Origin of the sequence: Paenibacillus rhizovicinus (assembly GCF_010365285.1) — a bacterium.
Classification (GTDB): domain Bacteria; phylum Bacillota; class Bacilli; order Paenibacillales; family Paenibacillaceae; genus Paenibacillus_Z; species Paenibacillus_Z rhizovicinus.
The window spans coordinates 5,113,887-5,132,844 of record NZ_CP048286.1 but is presented as its reverse complement, the minus strand read 5'-3'; the positions used below and the strand labels follow the sequence as shown (position 1 = coordinate 5,132,844).

At 57.2% G+C, this 18,958-nt stretch carries 18 protein-coding genes; 4 read left to right on the top strand and 14 right to left on the bottom strand.

The window, feature by feature from the left end:
• Positions 1 to 156 precede the first annotated feature (156 nt).
• The gene (locus tag GZH47_RS23090) at positions 157 to 726 is read left to right on the top strand and encodes a TetR/AcrR family transcriptional regulator (RefSeq protein WP_162643383.1); all 570 of its coding nucleotides are present in this window, start codon (positions 157 to 159) and stop codon (positions 724 to 726) included.
• A 34-nt stretch (positions 727 to 760) separates the two neighbouring features.
• On the opposite strand, the gene pdxR is transcribed toward GZH47_RS23090, so the two are convergent.
• Complete coding sequence (gene pdxR / locus GZH47_RS23085; RefSeq protein ID WP_162643382.1) at positions 761 to 2,257, bottom strand: MocR-like pyridoxine biosynthesis transcription factor PdxR; 1,497 nt, start codon at positions 2,255 to 2,257, stop codon at positions 761 to 763.
• A 131-nt stretch (positions 2,258 to 2,388) separates the two neighbouring features.
• On the opposite strand from pdxR, the gene GZH47_RS23080 reads away from it, so the two are divergent.
• Positions 2,389 to 3,027 (top strand): pyridoxamine 5'-phosphate oxidase family protein, encoded by a 639-nt coding sequence (locus tag GZH47_RS23080; protein ID WP_162643381.1) that lies wholly within the window; start codon positions 2,389 to 2,391, stop codon positions 3,025 to 3,027.
• A 60-nt stretch (positions 3,028 to 3,087) separates the two neighbouring features.
• Here the strand turns inward: GZH47_RS23080 and GZH47_RS23075 are convergent, their stop codons facing one another.
• Entirely contained in the window at positions 3,088 to 3,876 is a 789-nt protein-coding gene (locus GZH47_RS23075) for a helix-turn-helix domain-containing protein (protein WP_162643380.1), read from the bottom strand.
• Between the two features lie 249 nt (positions 3,877 to 4,125).
• On the opposite strand from GZH47_RS23075, the gene GZH47_RS23070 reads away from it, so the two are divergent.
• The gene (locus GZH47_RS23070; RefSeq protein ID WP_162643379.1) at positions 4,126 to 5,433 is read left to right on the top strand and encodes an aminotransferase class I/II-fold pyridoxal phosphate-dependent enzyme; all 1,308 of its coding nucleotides are present in this window, start codon (positions 4,126 to 4,128) and stop codon (positions 5,431 to 5,433) included.
• A gap of 145 nt (positions 5,434 to 5,578) precedes the next feature.
• On the opposite strand, the gene GZH47_RS23065 is transcribed toward GZH47_RS23070, so the two are convergent.
• The 10 genes from GZH47_RS23065 to GZH47_RS23020 all read right to left on the bottom strand — a co-directional run bounded on the left by GZH47_RS23065 (position 5,579) and on the right by GZH47_RS23020 (position 15,836).
• Complete coding sequence (locus GZH47_RS23065; protein ID WP_162643378.1) at positions 5,579 to 6,784, bottom strand: acyltransferase; 1,206 nt, start codon at positions 6,782 to 6,784, stop codon at positions 5,579 to 5,581.
• A gap of 293 nt (positions 6,785 to 7,077) precedes the next feature.
• Positions 7,078 to 8,409 (bottom strand): LLM class flavin-dependent oxidoreductase, encoded by a 1,332-nt coding sequence (locus GZH47_RS23060; RefSeq protein WP_162643377.1) that lies wholly within the window; start codon positions 8,407 to 8,409, stop codon positions 7,078 to 7,080.
• Positions 8,410 to 8,460: 51 nt separating this feature from the next.
• On the bottom strand, positions 8,461 to 8,946 hold the full coding sequence (locus GZH47_RS23055; protein ID WP_162643376.1) for a DinB family protein: 486 nt from the start codon (positions 8,944 to 8,946) through the stop codon (positions 8,461 to 8,463).
• Between the two features lie 179 nt (positions 8,947 to 9,125).
• Positions 9,126 to 10,244: an amidohydrolase gene (locus tag GZH47_RS23050; RefSeq protein WP_404823822.1), complete on the bottom strand. Its 1,119-nt coding sequence runs from the start codon at positions 10,242 to 10,244 to the stop codon at positions 9,126 to 9,128.
• Positions 10,245 to 10,415: 171 nt separating this feature from the next.
• Positions 10,416 to 11,444, bottom strand: coding sequence for an LLM class flavin-dependent oxidoreductase (locus GZH47_RS23045; protein WP_162643375.1), 1,029 nt, complete (start codon positions 11,442 to 11,444; stop codon positions 10,416 to 10,418).
• A 31-nt stretch (positions 11,445 to 11,475) separates the two neighbouring features.
• On the bottom strand, positions 11,476 to 12,228 hold the full coding sequence (locus GZH47_RS23040; protein WP_162643374.1) for an amino acid ABC transporter ATP-binding protein: 753 nt from the start codon (positions 12,226 to 12,228) through the stop codon (positions 11,476 to 11,478).
• Positions 12,225 to 12,935, bottom strand: coding sequence for an amino acid ABC transporter permease (locus tag GZH47_RS23035; RefSeq protein WP_162643373.1), 711 nt, complete (start codon positions 12,933 to 12,935; stop codon positions 12,225 to 12,227). Before GZH47_RS23035 ends, GZH47_RS23040 begins: the two co-directional genes overlap by 4 nt.
• Positions 12,936 to 13,724 carry an amino acid ABC transporter permease gene (locus GZH47_RS23030; RefSeq protein ID WP_162643372.1) on the bottom strand — a complete coding sequence of 263 codons (789 nt, stop codon included), beginning with the start codon at positions 13,722 to 13,724 and terminating at the stop codon, positions 12,936 to 12,938.
• 21 nt (positions 13,725 to 13,745) lie between these two features.
• Positions 13,746 to 14,624 carry a transporter substrate-binding domain-containing protein gene (locus GZH47_RS23025; RefSeq protein ID WP_162643371.1) on the bottom strand — a complete coding sequence of 293 codons (879 nt, stop codon included), beginning with the start codon at positions 14,622 to 14,624 and terminating at the stop codon, positions 13,746 to 13,748.
• Positions 14,625 to 14,954: 330 nt separating this feature from the next.
• Complete coding sequence (locus GZH47_RS23020) at positions 14,955 to 15,836, bottom strand: LysR family transcriptional regulator (protein ID WP_162643370.1); 882 nt, start codon at positions 15,834 to 15,836, stop codon at positions 14,955 to 14,957.
• A 321-nt stretch (positions 15,837 to 16,157) separates the two neighbouring features.
• On the opposite strand from GZH47_RS23020, the gene GZH47_RS23015 reads away from it, so the two are divergent.
• The gene (locus GZH47_RS23015; protein WP_162643369.1) at positions 16,158 to 16,679 is read left to right on the top strand and encodes a GNAT family N-acetyltransferase; all 522 of its coding nucleotides are present in this window, start codon (positions 16,158 to 16,160) and stop codon (positions 16,677 to 16,679) included.
• Between the two features lie 214 nt (positions 16,680 to 16,893).
• Here GZH47_RS23015 and GZH47_RS23010 read toward each other — a convergent pair whose 3' ends face one another.
• Both GZH47_RS23010 and GZH47_RS23005 read right to left on the bottom strand, forming a co-directional pair.
• Positions 16,894 to 18,138: an ABC transporter permease gene (locus GZH47_RS23010; RefSeq protein WP_162643368.1), complete on the bottom strand. Its 1,245-nt coding sequence runs from the start codon at positions 18,136 to 18,138 to the stop codon at positions 16,894 to 16,896.
• Entirely contained in the window at positions 18,122 to 18,898 is a 777-nt protein-coding gene (locus tag GZH47_RS23005; RefSeq protein ID WP_162645385.1) for an ABC transporter ATP-binding protein, read from the bottom strand. Before GZH47_RS23005 ends, GZH47_RS23010 begins: the two co-directional genes overlap by 17 nt.
• Between the last annotated feature and the right edge of the window lie 60 nt (positions 18,899 to 18,958).

Below are 18,958 nucleotides of genomic sequence, written 5' to 3'. Positions count from 1 at the left end.
CCTTCCCTTCAAGGAATCCGTCATAGATTGTTTAAACGACACCTGTTCGATAAGATAATAATATCGCAGGCTTTTGATTTCAACCGGCAGAGTCCGAAGAAAGTCGCTTAGACAACACATTGTGCGATTTGATGTTAAAAAAGGGGAGGCGGCGCAATGGCAAATCAGGAAGATCCGAGGGTAATGCGCACACGGCAGTTAATTAGAGGAGCATTCAGAGACTTGCTGCAAAGAAAAGGATTTGAAACAATCACCATCAAGGATATCGCTCAGAAAGCTACCGTCAACCGTGCCACCTTTTATGCCCATTTTGAAGATAAATTTGCTTTGCTTGACGAAATCACGGAACAGGCCTTTCATGAGAGGCTTCCAGAGCAAGTGGCGAATGCGCAGGAATTTACTGACGAAATATGTAACCAGCTCATCTTGATGACGCACCAATACATCGTGGATTTTTATCGGATCTGCAGAATGGATTCCAAGTCGATGGCTACGCTTGTCGATGACAAAATAAAAAAAATGCTGCAGCAAACGATAGAAAGAATTTTCATGAAAGGGGATACCTCCCACGGGGCGGACAGGCGTCATATCAAAGTCATGGCGGCCATGACCGGCGCATCCATCTATAGCGCTGCGCATTATTGGTTAACTGTCGAGGATACTAATCGAGTCGAGGTGCTTGTAGACATCGTTCGGCCCTATGTAATGAACGGCTTGAGGCTGTAACGGCAATCGCAAAGGAGACTTGGACATGAGCCTGTCAAGCGCCCTCCAACTCCCTGCAAGCCGCTTCGATCAACGCCCCGCCTTGCGCGATCTGCCCTTCCTTCAAATGGGCGAACCCGAACAGCGCCGTGCACCGCGGTTCCCCGTTCTCCCACAACGAATCGCCGATCGACCAGTTCACGCCTTCCGCATCGCACCGTTCCCTCAGCCGGACATACTGCTTCTCATCCCCCCGCCACTCGGCGTACATATGCAGACCCGCATCCGCTGGCACGAAGCGAAACCATGGCGCAAGCCGCGCCTCCACCTCTTCCCGAAACGCCAACAGCCGGCGCCCGATAATCCGCTTCATCCGCCTGACATGCTTGGCATACGCGCCGCTCCCGATAAAATGCGCCATCGCCCGCTGTTCGACCAGCGCCGTCGGATGCGGCTCCAGCAGCGCTTTGGCCAGCCGGAACGGCTCCAGCAGCGCATCCGGCAGCACGACGTAGCCCAAACGCAGATCCACGAACATCGTCTTCGAGAACGTCCCGATATAGACGACCCGATCCTCGCGATCCAGCGCCTTCAGCGGTTCCACCGGCCTGCCGCCCCAGCGCAGCTCGCTGTCGTAGTCGTCCTCGATGATGACGGCGCCTCGGCGCGATGCCCAAGCGAGCAGCTCCGCCCTGCGCTCGGCGGACAACACGGCTCCCGTCGGGAACTGCCGCGTCGGCGATACGAGCAGCAGCCGGGCAACCCAATCTTGCGGTACGATGCCGCAATCGTCGACAACCGCGGCTAGCAGGACGCCGCCCTCCGCCGTTACCGCACGCTTGATGCCGGCATAGCACGGATTTTCGACCACCGCCGGCATGCCGGGTTCGACCAGCAGCATGGCTAACAGCGCAATCGCCTGCATGGAGCCGTTCGTGATGTACACGTTGGCGGCGCTTGCGCGAATGCCCCGCTCGCGCCGAAGATCGTGCGCGATGGCCTCGCGCAGGGGCAAATAGCCTTCCACGGGAGCCGTAATCGCCGGAAAAGCCGCCATCATCTCGCGGATTTCCGCATGCATGGCCGATTTCCACGCTTCTGCCGGGAATAACTCCGCGTCCGTCTCCCGGAGCCGGAAGCTGATTCGTTCCAAAGCGCCGTCATGCGGATTCGGCGGATGATTCTCCACGAGCCTGAACCTGGCTTTCCCAGCTACCAGCCGTTCTCCCCGCGCAGACAAGGCAATCGGAGCCGCACCCGCGCGCCGATCCGATTCGGGTCCGTGCAGCGGAAAGCCGCTAGTCGCAACGAAGGTTCCGCTTCCCCCCTCCGCGCGGGCGAAGCCTTCCGCGATCAGCATATCGTAAGCCGCATTCACGGAACCGCGGGATAACCCGTATAATTCCGATAGCTTCCGGCTGGACGGCAGCCGGGTTCCGCCGCTCAACATCCCGCTTACGATCGCTTCCCGCAGCGCCTGGAACAACGCCTCCGTCTTGCGCCCAAGCTCCCCGTAATAGCGTTCATACGCGATTCGAAAATCCAAGTCCATATGCCCTGCCTCCAATTGCCGACCGTAACTACTGCCAAGTGGTCTAATAAAACTAATCATAATTGGATCTTCTGAGTTGTCAATGTCCGTTGTATGCTTGGAGCTATCCATTGGAAAACGGAGGAATGGCCATGCGCAGAACGGAATTCGAAGTCAACGAGGAGAACGATTCGGAGGAAATCACAAGCTTCATGGAGGAGATGAGCTTCGGCTTTCTCGGCACCGTCGCAGAAGACGGCTTACCGTCGATGACGCCGCTTAATTTCGTCTACGTTAACGGGAGCGTTTATTTTCACGGGAGCCGGATCGGGGAGAAAATGACCCAGCTCAAGAAAAACCAGCGTGTCACGTTCATGGCGGCGAAGGAGTACGCGATCATCCCGTCCTATTTCAGCGATCCGCTCCTGGCGTGCCCTGCGACGGCTTATTTCAAATCGGTGCGGGTGGACGGACAGGCCGTCATCGTGGATGATTTGGCCGAAAAGGCGGCCGCGCTCGAAGCGCTCATGCGCAAGCTGCAGCCTGAAGGGGGTTATAAAACGATTGATTCGGCGGATCCCGATTACGTTCCTCGCCTGAAGGGCGTTGCGGTCGTGCGCATCGACGCGGACCGCATCAGCGGGAAATTCAAGTTCGGGCAAAACCTCAAACAGCCGGCCCGCGAGTCCATCACGGCCCAGCTGGCGGAACGCGGCTTGCCGCTGGATGCGGAGACGATCGCGCTCATGAATCAATTTTGCCCGCATGCCAAGGGAATGATCGGCGACTAGAAGATGATTTCTATTAGACGACAGCCAAGCCTATCGGAAATTCGACTGCGGCGCCGACGCCTACCGAATTTCCGACGGGCTTTTGCCCGTGTACTGCTTGAACTGCCGGCTGAAGAAGAAGATATCCCGATAGCCCAGCGCGTCCGCGACCTCGGTCACGTTCATCCCGGCATGCATGAGCAAATGCTGCGCCCGCTCGATCCGGGTACGGATCATGTACGACTGGACGGACGAGCCGATCAATTCCTTGAATTTAATGGAGAAATAGCGCGGAGACAGCTGGGCCCGCTGCGCCAAATCCTCGACGCGGTGCGCAATGCTCGGGTTCTGGTGGATGTAGTTGGCGATTTCGTGAATCGCCTCCGTCAGCTGGTTGCTCGCTTTCCGCTCTTCGACGGGGATCTCTTGATCGCCCCGCAGCAGATGAATCACAAGCTGCTTGAGGATCAGCTGCGCCTCTTCCTCCGCCGCATACGTCTTGACCAGGAACAGACGGACGTAGCGGGAGAGGAGATATTCGAAATCGACGGTTTCTTGCAGCATCCGATACGGCTGCGGAATCAAATCGACCGGCTCGGAAACGTCGAAATGGATGTACGTCAGCACCAGCGGCCTTTGCGGATCGTGGGTGGCGCTCGTGAAATCGCCCGGCCGGAACAGGAAGCAGCTGCCTTTGCCGACAGGCACCGGCACGCCGTTCAGCAGCACTTCCCCGATGCCGCTCCACACGTAGAACAAATCGTAATTGGCAAGCGGCTTCTCGCGCTTCGCCCACTTCCAACTCGGCTCGCAGACGATTTTGGCGAACGCGGATTTTAATAGAAACGATGTCGGCGAACAGTGCAGCATCTCCGGCTTCCTCCCAGCTTTTAAACGAATGTCGTTGCCATCATACAATACTGCGAAGCCTTTGCCAACATGCCGCGCGGGCTTTGCCTAGTTTGCTTTTGAATCGGACAACGATTACAAATAATATTCGAAAAATCTATGGACTTTCATGGCCTTCCGATGCCTTGAAGTGGTATAATATCACCTAATCGGTTTCCAAATCGGAAATCAAACTAAGAGACTGAACTACCGGAAGGATGAATGAAGTCCATGAACCCACTTGCCCAGCAATTGAACGCGACGATTGAGCGCGAGAACGGCCACGTTTTCCAGATGTTATCCGCACTCGGTAAAGCCATCTATTTTCCGAAGGAAGGCATCTTGAGCCAATCGGCCGAAGCAAAAGCGAAGGCGAAGAAGTACAACGCAACGATCGGCATCGCGATCGAGAACGGTCAGCCGATGCATCTGAAAGTCATTCAAGACACGCTCTCCGCGTACAATCCGAAGGATCTGTACGAATACGCGCCTCCAGCCGGCAAACCCGAGCTGCGCAGCGCATGGCGTGTCAAAATGCTGAAGGAAAATCCGTCGCTTGCGAACAAAGCTTACGGTAATCCAGTCGTCACCAATGCGCTTACGCATGGTCTCAGCATCGTCGCGGACTTGTTCGCGGATGTCGGTGACGCCGTCATTATTCCGAATAAAAACTGGGAAAATTACGAACTGACCTTCGGCGTTCGCCGCGGGGCAGAAATCGTTGAATATCCGCTGTACAACAGCGAAAACCGCTTCAACAGCCAAGGGCTGCGCGAAGCGCTGCTGGCGCAGAAGGACAAAGGCAAAGCCATCGTCGTCCTGAACTTCCCGAACAACCCGACGGGCTACACGCCGGGCGCGCAAGAAGGCGCCGAAATCGTCGCTGCGCTGAACGACGCTGCCGAAGCCGGCATTAACGTCGTAGCCGTCACGGATGACGCCTACTTCGGCTTGTTCTTCGAAGGCTCCATGCAAGAATCGCTGTTCGGCCAACTGGCCGGCCTGCACCCGCGCGTGCTGCCGATCAAAGTCGACGGCGCGACCAAAGAAGAATACGTCTGGGGCTTCCGCGTCGGCTTTATCACCTACGCCGGCGGTTCCGATGCGATTCTGAGCGCGCTTGAGCAGAAGACGCTCGGCATCATCCGCGCGACGATCTCCAGCGGTCCGCACCCTTCGCAGACGTTCGTCCTGAAGGCGCTGCAGTCGCCGGAATTCGATGCGCAGAAGGAAGAGAAATTCGCGATCATGAAAGGCCGTGCCAATACGGTAAAAGGCCTGCTCGACAGCGGCCGTTACGGCGACGTGTGGTCGTACTATCCGTTCAACTCCGGCTACTTCATGTGCCTGAAGCTAAACGGCGTGGATGCGGAAACCGTCCGCACGCGCCTGCTGGACGAATACCAAATCGGTACGATCGCGCTCGGCGAAAGCGACCTGCGCGTTGCGTTCTCGTGCATCGAGGAAGCGAACCTGGAAGAGCTGTTCGACACGATCTATAAAGCCGTACAGGACGTGGCTGTAGCAAGCCGCAAATAAGGCTTCGGTTTTGCGATGGGCGCTCCCGTGGTGCTTCGCACCAAAGTCGCTCCCATTCGAAAAACCTTCGCTGGCAATGAAAGAAAGAGGCTGTCTCGATTTCAACTCGAGACGGCCTCTTTTTTGCGTAAATGCAACCCATACATTACCCCTTATCCAGCGCCTCGGTTAACAGCACCTCGACGCTAGGAACTCTCGCCCGCCTCGACTGGAGCTTTGCCGGAGCCGGCCCAAGCACGATCCAAGACCAGTAGATGAACCGGTGCGCCAGAAGCAGAACCACTACCGACGCGCCGAGCGCGAATAGGAAGCCTCCCGCTGTCCAGAGCAGATATGCCGGCGGCTGCGCGGAGGCAAGCGGATGGCGGTGATAGATAAGCAGGAACAAGGGATGAATGAGATAGATGCCGAACGATAATGCGCCTAAATTCGTCAAAGCGGCCGTCGCAAGACGAACAACCGCATGACGCCTAAGCCAGACGCAGACTTTCAACATAACAAGCGTCGTCAATAACGTGAACAGGTTGTATCCGATTTCGAACCAATACCCTGCCGGGGCCGGAGCGCCCGTCCGGTACTGATCATACATCCAAACGAATCCGAACGTCACGCCCACCCAAGCTAACGATAGCAGCTTAGGCATGAAGGAACGCCGCGTTCCGCTTGCCATAAACCAGTTCTTGAACGCATCCGATCGCATGCCCAGATAAGCACCGATCAGGAAAGCCGAGAAATACATAAACGACCAATCGCCTTTGGCTTCGAGATGCCAATAGTACCGGTTTAACAAATAGAATGCCCATTGGACGGCGAACCCGAACGGAATGGCCAGCTTCACCGGCATCCGCAGCTTCCGGAACAGCAGCAGCAGAAGCGGAAACAGCACGTACAGCTGGATCGTAATCAATATATAGTAAAGGTGCGCGTAGGATTTTCCAGTCAGCAAATGCTCGCCAAATTGCCTCAGCATGCCGGCAGGCTGCCAAGCTCGATGGTTCAACGCATGCATGACCAGTTCATAACCGAGCGAAACAAACAGGTACGGCAAGACCAGCTGCCTCAACCGCTTCCGATAGAAGGTCCTGATCGTGAATAACGTCAGCGGCCGCTCGAAATAATTATAAAACAGCACAAACCCGGATAGAAACACAAAAGCCGGCACGCAGAACAGCGAGAACGTATTGAGAAAGATATAGAATCCTCGCAGAATAGAATTCGGCACCTCGACGACTGCCTTAGACGTAGAATGAACCATCAGTACGCCTAATATCGCGATTCCCCTCAGCATTTCGAGCTCCGGCACACGTTCTTTGTTCATCCGTCCGGCAGCGGCAATCGTACTTGTCTTCATCTGTTGAACAGCCCCTTCCCCCGTGAAACACAGGCCGCGGACATTTCCTTCCTAATGTGATCCAAATGATTCGAACCTATGAGTGACAGCCGCATCGTTATCATAGTCCCCGTATCTGAACCAAAACTGAGCGCACCCTGAAAGAGAAGGATGGCTGAAGGATGGCTGAAAAACGAGCCGACGCCATGACGCCATACGCCAAAAAAGAGACCGCTCCTTCAGGTCGCTCGACCTTCGGGAACTGTCTCTTATTACACGGGTGTAACGCTATTCTAATCAGTGCTCCACGCTGCTTAAATCGATGCCTTCTCTTTCGCATACCGGTTAGCCGGAATAGCCAGGCCGAGGTTGCCGCGAAGCGTATCGCTTTCGTACTCGGTCCGGAACAGGCCGCGCTCCTGGAGAATCGGCACGACGAGGTCTACGAAATCCGTCAGCCCGTTCGGCACGGCTTCGGCAATCATGAAGCCGTCCACGGCGCCGCGTACGAACCATTCCTCGATTTGATCGGCCACCTTCTCCGGCGTCCCGATGAACCGGCTTCGCGGCGTCACTGATTGGAGAGCGACCTGGCGAAGCGTCAAATTGCGCTCTTTCGCGTCGCGCTTGATCTTGTCCGTGCCGCTCTGGAAACTGTTGCGGCCGAGATCGCCGATCTCCGGGAACGGCTCGTCGAGCGGATACTGGGAGAAATCGTGATGCTCGAAGAACCGGCCCAAGTAATTGAGCGCCGTCTCGATCGTAATGAGATTGGCCACTTCCTGATACTTGCGCTCCGCCTCTTCATCCGTTGCGCCGACGATCGGTCCGATGCCCGGGAAGATGAGCACTTCGTCCGCGGATCGGCCGAAGGACGCCGCGCGCGCCTTGATGTCGTCATAGAACGCGATTGCATCTTCGATATTCTCGTGCCCGGCAAAAATCGCATCGGCTTCTTTCGCCGCGTAATTCTTGCCGACCTCGGACGCACCCGCTTGGAAGATCACCGGCCGTCCCTGCTTGGAACGCGCGATGTTCAGCGGCCCTTTGACCGAGAAGAACTCGCCTTCGTGGTTCAGCGCATGCACCTTCTCCGGATCGAAAAACACGCCGGATGCTTTATCTCGCACGAACGCGTCATCCTCCCAGGAATCCCACAGCCCGCGCGTCACTTCCAGATATTCCGTCGCGATCCGATAGCGGAGATCATGCTCCGGATGCTCCTTCTTGCTGTAGTTCAGCGCCGATCCTTCAAGCGGGGAAGTCACGACATTCCAGCCTGCGCGCCCCCCGCTCAGCACGTCGAGCGAGCCGAACTGGCGAGCGACCGTGAACGGTTCGCTATAGGAAGTCGACAGCGTGCCGACGAGACCGATGTTCGTGCTGATCGCGGCGAGCGCGCTCAAGATCGAGATCGGCTCGAAGCGGTTTTGGAAATGCGGAATCGATTTCTCGTTGATGTATAAGCCGTCCGCGACGAATACCAAGTCCATCTTGCCCGCTTCCGCCTTCTGCACCCAGCTTTTGTACAATTCGAAGTTTACGCTGGCGTCCGACTTGATTTCCGGGTGACGCCACAGGGCGGGATTGCCGCCAACGCCGTGCAGCATGGCACCGAGTTTCAATTGTTTGCGAGGTTTGCTCATGATTATTCCTCCTAATGGGTGAAGCTTGAAATTCGAGCATTCGATGCCCGTTCAGGCAACGGCGTAAGCAGACGTAATGCGTTCGATTTGAGCAATATGATGATGCACATGCTTGACGAAGCCCTGGACGACGTCGCGCAGCGACACGGTTTCATCTTTGAAATTCACGCCTGTTTTCTCCCATGCTTCCGGCGCAAGGCGTTTCAGCAAGAGCAGATTATAGGTCAAATACGACTCGTAGAAAGCAAGAATATCCTGTGCGGAGCCTTCGTTGGCGAGCGACGAATCCACCCATGCGTTCTGGTTGAAAGCCGGAAGCTTCGCGGCGGATCCCGCCAGAATTTCGCGAATCCGGAAACCGACGACGATCGCATGGTCCGTCAGATGCGACAATACCTCCGTCACGCTCCACGTGCCGGGCGCCGCCTTCCATGTCAATTGATCCTCGTTCAAGCTCGCGATCTTCTGCTTCAGCTGCTGATGAAGCGTGGAATAATCGGACAGCAGCGTTTCAATGGGATTGGCATGTACAGTCATAGGGTAGTCCCTCCGTTTTGCGTGCTGCGGGCCGAACCCGCGCCGGATTTTACAATGAGAGCTTATATAAAGCTTGTTTGGATCAACCACGATCACTTTATCCTGGCTCTGTGCTGATACTGGGGCTGGGGCTGATACGGGAGCTATGCAGATGCTGGTGCTGGTCTCTGGTTCAGCTCTTACTCGGACGCAAGGCCCAGCAGCGCCGATTCGGCCAAACGAGCGAAAAACGACGCGCTCGGCAGCAGTGCGGCCTCATCGATATCGAATGCGGGATGATGCCATTCCCGTGGTCCGGACGTCCCCATGAACACGAACAGTCCCGGCACCTCGCGCTGATAGAAAGCAAAGTCCTCGCCGGCTGGAGAAGGCGTCGGCGTAATCGCCTGCAGCCCCGCATCTGCTGCCGCTTGAAGCGCAAGCGGCACGAGCGAAGCGGCGTTCGTCACGGGCGGCGGTCCTTGAATCCAGCGAACGTTCGCCGTCGTCCCGAAAGCCGCCGCCACTCCCTCGATAACTTCCTGAAACCGTCGCAGCACAATTTCACGGACCCCTTCATCGAACGTACGAATCGTGCCGTCGAGCACCGCCTTGTCGGAAATCACGTTCCAAGCGGTACCGCTGTTCAGCTTCGTGACGCTGATGACCGCGCTTTGCAGCGGACCGACGTTGCGGCTCACGATCGTCTGCAGCGCGGTGATCATATGCGCCGCGGCGACGATGGGATCGATGCCCGCTTCGGGCACCGCGGCATGCGAGCCCAGCCCCGCGACTTCAACGACGAACCCGTCAGCCGCCGCCATGAGCGGACCTTCCTTGATGCCGACCGTGCCTACGGGCAGATCCGGCTTGTTATGCATGCCGAAGACGGCTTTTACGCCTTCCAACGCGCCGGCGGCAATCAATTGCTGCGCGCCTTTGGCCTTCTCCTCCGCCGGCTGGAACAGGAACCGGACTGTCCCCCGAAGCTCCCGCTCGCGCGCCTTCAGGAGCAGCGCCGTGCCGACGATGGCAGCCGTATGAAAATCATGCCCGCACGCATGCATCCGGCCAGGCACCTGGGACGCGAACGGCAAGCCCGTCTCTTCCTGAATCGGCAGCGCGTCGATATCCGCGCGGACCGCGACGACCGGGCCCGGCAGCAAGCCGCCGATTTCGGCGACGAGTCCCGTCCGCAGCCCGTAATCGATGACTCGAATGTCCGCTTCTTCCAGCCAGCGGCGAATCGATGCCGTCGTCTCGAATTCCTCCTGCGACAGTTCCGGGTTCCGGTGCAGCTGGCGGCGAATGGCGACCAACTGCTTCTGTAGTTGTTCCTCATCCCGACTCTCCGCGCCGGCCCTGCCGTTTCCTTCCAACCGTTCAACCAAGTGAATCCCTCCTGCTAATCAAGACCGCCCGAGCTTTCAACGACGCCTGGGCCATCTCCTCTTATCCGATCTATCTTGTCTAGTCTATATCAATCCCGCCTAAGCCGACGAAACTTCCGACAGAGCCGCCTCGGCAACCGCCTCCTGCAGCAGCTCGAACGAGCGAAGCCGCTTCTCGAAGTTCGGGACGTTCGTCGTAATGATGAACTCTTCCACACCGTATTTACGCTGCAGATCAAGCAGCTTGGCGCGCACCGTCTCCTTCGAGCCCTTCGTCACCTCGGGTTCCTTCACCTCGATGCGATACTTCTCGTTGGACTGCTTGCCGTATTCCTCCGCCTGCTCGACCGTGCCGACGGTCAGCGTCCGTCCGCTTTCCAGATGAATCTTCACTTGCTTATGATTGCCGGCCAATGCTGCGGCTTCCTCGTCGCTGTCCGCAACGACGGCTGACAAGGCGAAGATGGCCTGCGGCTGACGGCCGCTCTCGGCGTTGAACTGTGTCCGATAGGCCGCGAATGCCGCCAGCGCCACTTCTTCATCGCCGTTGATGAACTGCGAGAACACGTACGGCAGACCGAGCGACGCCGCGATTTCGGCGCTTCCGACGCTCGTTCCGAGCACGTACAGCTCAGGCGCCGTTTCCGGCGAAGGGGATGCTTTCAGCCCTGCGAGCGGATGATCGTCCTCCAGCTTATCGTGGATGAACTTCTCCAGCTCCACGATCTTCTCCGTCAACGTCGGCGGATTTTCGATTCCGCGCTGGAGCGCCTGCGTCGAGCGCGGCAGCCCGCCAGGAGCGCGTCCGATGCCGAGATCAACGCGGCCAGGGGCGAGGGACGCCAGCACGTTGAAATTCTCGGCGACCTTGTAGGGACTATAATGCTGCAGCATGATGCCGCCCGAGCCGATCGTAATGCGTTCGGTCTTGGCAAGCAGATGCGAGATGAGCACTTCCGGAGAGGAGCCGCCGATAAACGAGGAATCGTGATGCTCCGACACCCACAACCGTCTGTAACCGAGCGCCTCCGCCCGCTGCGCCAGCGTCACCGTGTGCTGAAAAGCTTCCACCGCCGTTTCTCCCGGAAATATCGGCGTTTGATCCAAAATGCTAAGTATAATTCCCATTGCTTTCCCCTCCTGATGATCGTTAGATAGGTTAGATGGAATAGGCCGGCTCCGGCATGATCCGTTTGAAGAATTGCTTCGTCCGCTCTTCCTGCGGCTTGTTGAAAATCTCCTTCGGCGCGCCTTCTTCGACGATGACGCCGCCGTCCATGAACACCACGTGATTCGCCACGTCGCGGGCAAAGCCCATCTCGTGCGTGACGACGATCATCGTGATGCCTTCCTTGGCAATCCGGCGGATAACCGACAGCACCTCGCCGACCAGCTCGGGATCGAGCGCCGACGTAGGTTCGTCGAACAGGATGACTTCCGGGTTCAACGCCAGCGCCCGGGCAATGCCGACGCGCTGCTGCTGTCCGCCCGAGAGCATGCTTGGATAAGCGTCCAGCTTCTCGCCGAGTCCGACCTTCTCCAGCACTTCGATGCTTCTGCGGCGCGCCGTCTCCTTGGGCATTTTCTGCACGATGACGAGCCCTTCCATCACGTTTTCAAGCACCGTCTTGTGCTTGAATAAGTTATAGTGCTGGAACACCATCGCCGATTTGCCGCGCAGCGCGTGAATGTCCTTCTTGCCGGCATGGGCGCAGTCGAGTTCGAAGTCGCCGATCGCGATCCGTCCTTCGTTCGGACGCTCCAAGTAGTTGATGCAGCGCAGCAGCGTCGTTTTGCCAGAGCCGCTCGGGCCCAGAATGACGACGACCTCGCCTTTCTCCACTTTAAGGTCGATGCCTTGCAGCACTTGCTGTTTCCCGAACGATTTCGTAATCCCCGTCAACTTAATCATGCGACCCCACCTCGATTGTACAGATTGATTCGTTTCTCCAGGATGACGGCGACGCGTTCGATGAGCACGGTGAGCCCCCAGAAAATAACGGCGGCGGCCAGATAAGCCTCGAAAAACTTCCAGTTCGTCGAAGCGACGATCTGAGCCTTGGCGAAAATCTCCACGACCGACACGGTGAAAGCCAGCGTCGACGCATGCAGCATGCCGATGACCGCATTCGCTAAATTCGGAATGCTCGCTGCGAAAGCTTGCGGGAAGACGATGCGCCGAATCGCCTGCGGCGTCGTCATGCCGACGGAGTAAGCGGCTTCGATCTGCCCGCGATTCACGGTAAGCAGACCGGAACGCACAACCTCCGACATATAGCCGCCCGCCGTCAGCGAGAACGCCAGAAAAGCGAAATAGATATAAGGAATGGACGCCGAGCGGAAGCCGAAGCCCAACTGTTCGCTCAAGCCGTCGATGAGCATCGGCAGTCCGAAATAGATAATCAGCAGATGCGTCAGCATCGGCGTGCCCCGGATGAACGTGACGTACGCGGAGGCGATGGGATGCAGGAACGGCACTTTATAGATGCGGATGAACGCAACCGCCGTTCCGATGATGAAGCCGCAAAGCACCGATACCGCCGTAATGAGCAGACTGGTCGGAATCACCGGCAGCAGCTTGACGAAGGCTTCCCAGATGAACGATGGATCCAGCTTCATTTACCTCGCCTCCTCTCTAAACCGAACGTTCCTCTCGCGGGTGAAAAACTGTTTGATCCGGCGAAACCGCTCGCGCCGATAGACCGGAAACGACTCGACGGCGCGCTTCTCGTGACGCAGCAGCCGCTTTTCGAGAACCAGCAGCAGCCGTTCCAGCACGATGCTGATAACGAGATAGATCAGCGCCAAGGAAATATAACTTTCGACGAAATGATTCGTCAGCGTCGCCAGCGACGACGTCTTGCCCGTCATCTCCATCACGCCGAGCGAGAACGCAAGCGACGTGTCCTTCAGCAGCGCCAGGATGACATTCGAGAGAACCGGCACCGCGATCGCCAGCGCCTGCGGCATCACGATGCGCGTGAAGGCCTGGTAACCGGACATGCCGACGGAATAGGCGGCTTCCACCTGCCCGCGATCGACGGACGCGACGGCCGAACGAATCGTCTCCGACACGTAAGCGCCGGTATGAAGCCCGTAAGTAACAATGACGAACAGCAATACGGGAGCACGGCTGATGTCGATGCCGATCAGCTTCAATACTTCGGGCAGCCCGTAGTAGAACAAGAAGAGCTGAATCAGAATCGGCGTACCCCGGAAGAAGGAAGCATAGAGTTGAGACAGCCGCTGCAGCACCGGAACCTTGTAGAGGCGCGGGAGCGCCGCGATGAAGCCGAAGATCAGACCGGCCAGCAGCGCCCCCCCTGCGATGAGCAACGTCGTTTGCAGCGTACTTAACAGCTTAGGGAAAAACGTGAAGACATAGCTGATGTCGAACTTCGCGCCCATCTTCTTTTCCCTCCTTCAGCTTTATTGTTGGGTGTAGTCGGCTCCGAGCCATTGAACGCTCAGCTTGCTAAGCGTGCCGTCCGATTTGAGTTCTTTGATCGCGCCGTCCACGGCATCGGCCAGCTTCTGGCCGTCCGGATCGTTTTTGCGGAATACGAATTGCACGTCGGCTTCCTCAAGCGTATCGCCGACCACTTGCAATTTTTTTTGCGGATCGATCAGACCCAGCGTGAAGTCGGCCCCGAGCGTTGCAGCCACGCGTCCTGTCGTCAACTGATTGACGGTATCGTTAGCAGCGCCGTTCGTATAGACGATCTTAATCGCATTATCATGCGTCTTGTTATAGTTTTCCAGCAGCGTCGCCTCGGCGCTCGTCGCGCTCGTCAGCACCTTCTTGCCTTTCAGATCATCCAACGATTTGAATGTTTCTTTGCTGTCAGCCGGTACGATGATCTTCGTTTTCCAGTGCGCGTACGCTTCCTTGTTGAACAGGTATTTCTCCGCCCGTTCCGGATTCTGCTCCATCTCATGGGCCACGAAATCGATTTTCTTCGTTTCCAGGCTCAGCAGCAAATTGGAGAAATCCATCGTTTGGAACTCGAATTCGTAACCCGGGAGACGCTTGTCGATCTCCTTGACCAGCTCGACGTCGAAGCCCGTCAGCTTGCCGTTCTCGTCCAGGAAGCATACTTTCGGAAACTGCGTGCCCGTGCCGACGATGATTTTCTTCACGTCCGCTGCGTTGTTACCGCCGCTCGCGGTTTGCGTGTCGTTCGATGCCTGATTGCCGGATGCGTTCGCGCTTGCGTTCTTGTTGTCGTTCTTCGTTCCGCATCCCGTCGTCACTACCGTTATTGCCACCAAAGCCAAGCCTGCCGTACCGATCATTGTCTTGTTCATAACCCCATCTACCTCCACTGTGTGTTTGAAATAGCTGCCTTCACCTGAAAAGCAAAGGTCTCGTATGGACCTCCACAGGAATGGTAGATCGCCGATTATTATTAACTTTATAATTCCAATCGTTTTAATCGGAATTGAATTGAACTTAATTTACCATCCCAGGTCCGCAGCAGTCAATCCATTTATCGATAGAGATTTTCTATATGTCCATGGAGGGAGTCTATCTGTGAATCGGAACGGGATAATGGTCGATGGAATATGGAAAAGCAGAGGCAGGGATGCGTATGCCGACTGCGCGCAGTGCCGGCGGGCAGCGTCCGTTAGCGAGCGTTACTGGCCGAACAGCGCCTGGCCGATTTCCATTAGCGAATCCGCGAACATCGCATGCTCGCCATTGCGGGAAATCAGGTTCGTCTGCAGCGTAATGCCGTCCAGCTCGTCGAACTCGATCGGGAACAACCGGTTCGCCCGCACCTCCTGCTCCACGCACAGCCCAGGCAGGAAGCAGATGCCGGCCCGCTCCAATACGAGCTTCTTCGCCGATTCGGAGTTATCGACGAGATACTCGATGTTCGGCTGATGATCCAGGCTGTCGAACACCCGGTGCACCCGCATCCAGTCGAGCGATCCGCATTCGAAGAAGACGAGCGGCTGGAAGCTGATCTCCTCGATCGACACCTTTTCCTTTTGCATAAAGGGATGTCCCCCGTACACGTAAAGCTTGATCGGATCCTCGTAAAATCTATAAGAGCTCAGCGTCGGATGCGCTACCTTCCGCACGAAGGCCAAATCGATCTCCTTGTTGTGCAGCTTGTTGACGAGTTCGTCCGTCCCCGCCGTGAACAGCTTGATATGAATTTCCGGATACCGCTGCTTCAATCGCGGCAGCAAGCTCGGGATCAGGTAGTTCGATACGGAAACCGTCGCGCCGATCCGCAGCTCATGCGGAATCGTTTTGCGCTGCTGCATGTGCTGCTTGCCCTTCTGGAACGTCTGCATAATCTGCTGTGCGTAGGGAAGAAACTGCTTCCCTTTGTCCGTCAGCGCGATCTGCTTTCCCAGCCTGTCGAACAGCTTGCAGTCCAGTTCCCGCTCCAGCGTTTGGATGCGCGCCGTGACCGAGGGCTGCGACAGGAAGAGCACCTCGGCCGCTTTATTGAAGCTCCCGTAGTGGTTCACGTACACGAACGCCTCGATATTTTCGATGTTCATAGTCGGGTTCGCTCCTCAATTTTAATTATTCATATCCGATAACTTGGAATTACTCGTATTCTAAAGCAATCCCCTACCTCCGTCAATCGAAACGGACCAAAATCATCCAGTCGGATTTGCATTTGGGGAGGCGGACATGGCACACTGTTGGTAAGTGCCAACTGTACGCTATCGGTATGTTGAACTCGCAATAGCTAGCTAGAAACTTCTATCGATTTATTGAAATTTTAAATAACCAATTTAAAAGGTCGGAATAATAGGCTATACTAGTCTGAAAGCTGCAACGCTTCTATCAGGTTAGCATTGAAGGAGGAAATTTCGATGGGACTAACAATTCGGGATGTAACGGCAGCAGACCGCGATGCGGTACTGCAGGTCACCGTTGATGCGTATACGCAATATTCGGGGTCGCTGCCCGCGGACAGATGGGAGCCTTACCGCAACGCCATACTCGCTTCCTTCGATAACGAAGGACCTGCCGCGAGAATCGTCGCGACGGAGGACGACCGCATCGTTGGATCCGTGCAGCTCTTCCTCGGTTCGGAATCTGCCTACGGCGCACCGGAGCTCGGCATCACGGGCCCGATCATCCGCTATCTGGCCGTCCCGCCCGAGCATCGCGGCAAAGGCATCGCAACCGCGCTCATCCGCGAAGCCGTCTCCCGCTCCATTGGGCTCGGTGCGGACTGGCTGCATCTCCACACCTCCGATATGATGGCCTCCGCGGTCAGCCTTTACGAACGTCTCGGCTTCGAGCGCGCCGTCAATACCGACGTGAAGAACGGCGAAACGCTGGTCAAAGGGTATCGCCTTGATCTTAAAGCAAAAGCAGCCTCCCTGTAGCGGTTCGCACCCCGATCGTTAGACATCATCTAACGACTGGAGGTGCAGTTCACCAACGGGAGACTGCTTATGGAATCATGCATGGACACGACGCGAAAGCTGCCTCTTGGGCAGCTTTATTTGGCGTTGTCGACGATGCGCTGCTTGCGCGGGGATCGTGCGCCATATGGGCGGGAATCCGGTGAAATCAATCTTTCCCCGCCGGAACGAGCTCCTAGTCATCATCCGGATCGAACAGCAGCTTCTTCCGCACGCGCGAAGGCCGCAGCGCCAGCACGTACAAGACCGACAAGGCGAGCGCCGCAAGCGCGGGCGCCAGTTCCCCATGCCCCGGCAGCCAGATGCCTTGCGGCAGCCAGATCAAGACCGCGCAGATCAGCGATGCGAAGCGGTCGACGAGCAGTACGGCGTCATGACGCGTCTTCTCCGGCAGCGGGTAGACGAGCCGCCAGACGGAATGCCTGTGGGACTGCGCAAGCGAGCCCAGCTGAATGCCGCTGAGCCAAACGAACAGCAGGCAGACGCCCGCCGAGCCCCAGCCCTGCCATAAGCCCGCGTATGCGGAGAGCATGCCGGACACGATTCCAAGGCCAGTCAGCCGAATAACGATGCCGCCAAGCTCCGTTCGGACGAGCGTATACGCATATAAGTACGTGAAAGCATTGTTCTTGCCGTAGGGAACGAACCTTGCCAGCCAAGAGACATAGCCTCTGGACCGGACGGCGGCGGACTCTGTCGGCACGTCGGCGAAGGCGCTGAAGAACGCCATGTACCGCCGGCGCGTCACCTGCTCCTCCGCGATCAAGGTCATCCATGGCAGCGGGTAGCGCGACAAGCGCCCATATAACAGCCAGAAGAGACCGCCGACCACGACGAGATAGACCAGCGTTTTCCACAACTCGATCTGCAGCAAAGCACCTGCGGCGATGGCGGTCGACGCCCAGCGCAGCAGCCGGACGGCGCGTCTGCTGGCGCGTTCGACGAGCTGCCGTTCGCGCCAGGCTGCGGCGATGTTCATCAATTTCAGCAGCAGCGCGAAAATAAAGATTAGAACGACGGGCGTCGTCGCCGGACCTGCCGAGTAGAGCGGCAGATATAACACGCAAACGAGCAAAACCCCGGCAGCGCAGGCGAAGCCGTTATAGCGGAACGAACGCCGGATATAGGCGGGCATCTCCGCTTCGCGGGGCACCAGAAAGACGATATCCGCCTCGCGCAGCCAAGTTCGCAGCGGGCTCCAACAGATTATCGGCGTCAAGACGACGACGCCGACCAGCGTGAACGGGAAGTTCGCCGGCATGTCCCGCAGCAGCATGCCGTATCCCGCCAGTCCGGCGAGCAGCAGCATGATGACAACGCCGGGCAGCCCGCTCTGCGTCATGTCGCGGAAATACGGGATGGCTCCGCGCCAGAAATCCCCGGCTCGCTTGCGCCACAGCGCATTAACGGAACGATCCATGCGCGCCCCCGTTGGCCACCAAGCGATAGAAGGCTTCCTCCAGCGATCCCGCGCCGGCCGTCCGCGTCATGCCGGCCTTCTCGCACACGTCGGCCAGCGTGCCCTGCGCGACGATGACGCCTTGATGCAGCACGATGAACCGGCTGCAGTACGATTCCACCGTGGACAAAATATGCGAGCTCATGAACACGGACGACCCTTCCTTCGTCACCTCGACCAGCTTATCGAGAAGCGAACGGATCCCGAGCGGATCCAAGCCGAGAAACGGCTCGTCGATGACATACAAGGATGGCCGCGCAAGCAGCGCGTTCATGATCATCACCTTCTGCCGCATTCCTTTGGACAGATGCGATGCGAAAGCGCCTTTCTTCGGCTTCATGTAGAACTCTTCCAACAGACCTTCGGTCCGTTTCTCATAAAGCGATTCTTCGACGCCGTAGGCCATGCCCGTCAATCGCAAATGCTCTTCTACGGTGAGCTCGTCGAAGAGCAGCGGCGATTCCGGCACGTAAGCCAGCGCCTGGCGATACTGCTCCGGCTGTTCCGCAAGCGTATGCCCGCCGATGCGGATCTCGCCTTCGTGCGCCTGCATCAGGCCAAGAATATGCTTGATGGCCGTGCTTTTGCCCGCGCCGTTCAAGCCGATCAGTCCGACCATTTCGCCTGCGGCAACCTCGAAATTCAAATCATGCAGAACAGGTCTTCGGGGACTATAGCCGCCGGTCAGACCTTTCACTTCCAATACGGGTTTCATCGCGATCACCTCTTTGTCTCTACCCTGAATACTACCAAATTTTCGAAGAAATGAAAAACGGCCGTT

Bases quoted from the DNA above. Each gene is read 5' to 3' on its own strand.
- GZH47_RS23090 (WP_162643383.1), top strand. From the start codon at position 157: ATGGCAAATCAGGAAGATCCGAGGGTAATGCGCACACGGCAGTTAATT.
- pdxR (WP_162643382.1), bottom strand. From the start codon at position 2,257: ATGGACTTGGATTTTCGAATCGCGTATGAACGCTATTACGGGGAGCTT.
- GZH47_RS23080 (WP_162643381.1), top strand. From the start codon at position 2,389: ATGCGCAGAACGGAATTCGAAGTCAACGAGGAGAACGATTCGGAGGAA.
- GZH47_RS23075 (WP_162643380.1), bottom strand. From the start codon at position 3,876: ATGCTGCACTGTTCGCCGACATCGTTTCTATTAAAATCCGCGTTCGCC.
- GZH47_RS23070 (WP_162643379.1), top strand. From the start codon at position 4,126: ATGAACCCACTTGCCCAGCAATTGAACGCGACGATTGAGCGCGAGAAC.
- GZH47_RS23065 (WP_162643378.1), bottom strand. From the start codon at position 6,784: ATGAAGACAAGTACGATTGCCGCTGCCGGACGGATGAACAAAGAACGT.
- GZH47_RS23060 (WP_162643377.1), bottom strand. From the start codon at position 8,409: ATGAGCAAACCTCGCAAACAATTGAAACTCGGTGCCATGCTGCACGGC.
- GZH47_RS23055 (WP_162643376.1), bottom strand. From the start codon at position 8,946: ATGACTGTACATGCCAATCCCATTGAAACGCTGCTGTCCGATTATTCC.
- GZH47_RS23045 (WP_162643375.1), bottom strand. From the start codon at position 11,444: ATGGGAATTATACTTAGCATTTTGGATCAAACGCCGATATTTCCGGGA.
- GZH47_RS23040 (WP_162643374.1), bottom strand. From the start codon at position 12,228: ATGATTAAGTTGACGGGGATTACGAAATCGTTCGGGAAACAGCAAGTG.
- GZH47_RS23035 (WP_162643373.1), bottom strand. From the start codon at position 12,935: ATGAAGCTGGATCCATCGTTCATCTGGGAAGCCTTCGTCAAGCTGCTG.
- GZH47_RS23030 (WP_162643372.1), bottom strand. From the start codon at position 13,724: ATGGGCGCGAAGTTCGACATCAGCTATGTCTTCACGTTTTTCCCTAAG.
- GZH47_RS23025 (WP_162643371.1), bottom strand. From the start codon at position 14,624: ATGAACAAGACAATGATCGGTACGGCAGGCTTGGCTTTGGTGGCAATA.
- GZH47_RS23020 (WP_162643370.1), bottom strand. From the start codon at position 15,836: ATGAACATCGAAAATATCGAGGCGTTCGTGTACGTGAACCACTACGGG.
- GZH47_RS23015 (WP_162643369.1), top strand. From the start codon at position 16,158: ATGGGACTAACAATTCGGGATGTAACGGCAGCAGACCGCGATGCGGTA.
- GZH47_RS23010 (WP_162643368.1), bottom strand. From the start codon at position 18,138: ATGGATCGTTCCGTTAATGCGCTGTGGCGCAAGCGAGCCGGGGATTTC.